Raw genomic sequence first — 1,769 nt, 5'->3', positions numbered from 1 at the left:
CGCTTGCCATGCCCGAACATTTCAATCCAGCGATATTCTGCCTGGGTATGTTCACGCGCAATGAAGAACGTACAACCAGCTATCGCACCGTAAGCCCAGTTTCCGGTAAAAAGGCCAATCAGTACCTGCGCAGCCACAGCACAAAGCGCATGAAGTAAGGGGCTTATATCCATTACTCCTCCTTTATCCGATATCGCTTCAGGAAGTTGATAACAACTTTAATTCTGACTCAAGTTCTTCAACTCTTTCAGTCAGTTTCTGGATATGGTGAATCAGTGGAACAACCAGACGTTCGTACATTACACCTTCGGCAACAAGGCCATTGCTGGAAATAGCTTCAGGAGCATCATTCTCGTTAGCTGGTCGCCAGTGTACAAACTGAGGGGCAATTTCTCCTACTTCCTCGGCAATCAACCCGTAGAATCCCCAGTCACGCCTGTCATTTTCGCATTGCGACCTGTACCATACAGGGCGCATCTTGAAAATGAGATCGGCGTGCTCTGAATCTATCGTCTCTACTGAATGTTTATAGCGAATAGACGATGTTGACCGCAGTACAGACGAAATTGCAGGGTCAGGATTAAGATAAAGGTTTGCCGCCGCTGTAGTCATGCCCAATCCCCATAAATAAAACGCTTCACGACCTGTCAGTGGATAAAAATCTCCGCCATAACGACCGCTTTCCAGATCGTTCACTTCCACTTTGTTTTTCAGCTTATTATCAACTTCAGTTTTTGTGTATCTGGTGCTGATATCCTGCTTTGCACTGGTCATATCAGTCTGAAGCGTTGATACTTTTACGTTAATTGAGGAAATATCTTCCTTTGCCTTACTGACATCTCCCTTTAGCGTTTTGATGTCATCAGGAATTACTGTCGATGTAGCCATTTTTCTTCCTCACATCCAGCTACGGAGTTGATGCTCAACAGCAACCGCGTGTTCATCGAATAATGACGATATTTGCGAATCATTAATGATGCGCACATTTACAAAATATCCGTCTTCCTTAGCACATACCGGCTCGCCATCTTCAGTCAGTTCTCCGGTTTCTTTGTACACGTTACCTATCACGTCAATAAGAATATCATCCTGCATCAACTCGTCATCATAATAGCCAATGCTCTCCATAAAGGCCGAAAAGTCGGCCCTGTCTGCAAATTTGAGTGTTAAATCTTTCATTAGATTGACTCCCCCATCTGAGCATCAGTCAATGCCTTGTGCCATATTCTGAAATTCCTGACATGACCAAATAAATGGCGTAAACCGGCTGTAGTCTGGCCTCCAATACGGATAACTGCGGTGCTCTGAATACAGGACCATGTGGTTTTTGTTTCGCTGGATATACGCCCGTTACTTACTGCGCATGTAGACTGATCAGACTTTACACGCATCCCCATAACCATTTTTTCAAGTGATGCATTTTCGTTTATCCGTCTGTTAGACCCACCAATATCGCAATAAGGAAATCCGTCGTAATCTGCTGAAGAACCGAAGCCAAGAATAATAGCCGCTCCGGTTTGATGACCGCCGGTATCAAAAACACGCGGTGCTGCATTTGGCGTTTTATACCAGTTCTTATGTACCTCACAAAGAACCGTAAAAGGAAGATTATAAAGATTATTCTTAATTGGGACTGTAACTATATCGCTTGCCCGTGTTACCGGTGCAGCCCCCGTAACAATAAAAGATGATGCGCCTGTACCAGCCTCAATCTGGGGAGTGGTTACATCGAGACAATCCCCTGATGCCACCATCTGACCTGTATCCGG

At 44.9% G+C, this 1,769-nt stretch carries 2 protein-coding genes and 1 pseudogene; all 3 read right to left on the bottom strand.

Features of this window, described 5'->3' with window-relative positions; all coding sequences use genetic code 11:
- Nucleotides 1–198: 198 nt before the first annotated feature.
- A complete protein-coding gene (locus D9741_RS23295) occupies nt 199–888 on the bottom strand; it encodes a tail fiber domain-containing protein (RefSeq protein WP_130221289.1) in 690 nt (229 codons plus the stop codon).
- A 9-nt stretch (nt 889–897) separates the two neighbouring features.
- Nucleotides 898–1,179 (bottom strand): hypothetical protein, encoded by a 282-nt coding sequence (locus tag D9741_RS23290; protein ID WP_130221288.1) that lies wholly within the window; start codon nt 1,177–1,179, stop codon nt 898–900.
- Nucleotides 1,179–1,769 (bottom strand): annotated as a pseudogene (locus tag D9741_RS23285) (phage tail protein); the annotation flags it as partial. The pseudogene D9741_RS23285 and the gene D9741_RS23290, both read right to left, overlap by 1 nt.

The organism is Escherichia sp. E14V7, assembly GCF_004212225.1.
Lineage (GTDB): Bacteria > Pseudomonadota > Gammaproteobacteria > Enterobacterales > Enterobacteriaceae > Escherichia.
Note: the sequence above shows the minus strand (reverse complement) of the source record. Positions and strands in the feature narration are given on the sequence as shown.

Coding starts and splice junctions, on each gene's coding strand:
- D9741_RS23290 (WP_130221288.1), bottom strand. CDS start 1,179: ATGAAAGATTTAACACTCAAATTTGCAGACAGGGCCGACTTTTCGGCC.
- D9741_RS23295 (WP_130221289.1), bottom strand. CDS start 888: ATGGCTACATCGACAGTAATTCCTGATGACATCAAAACGCTAAAGGGA.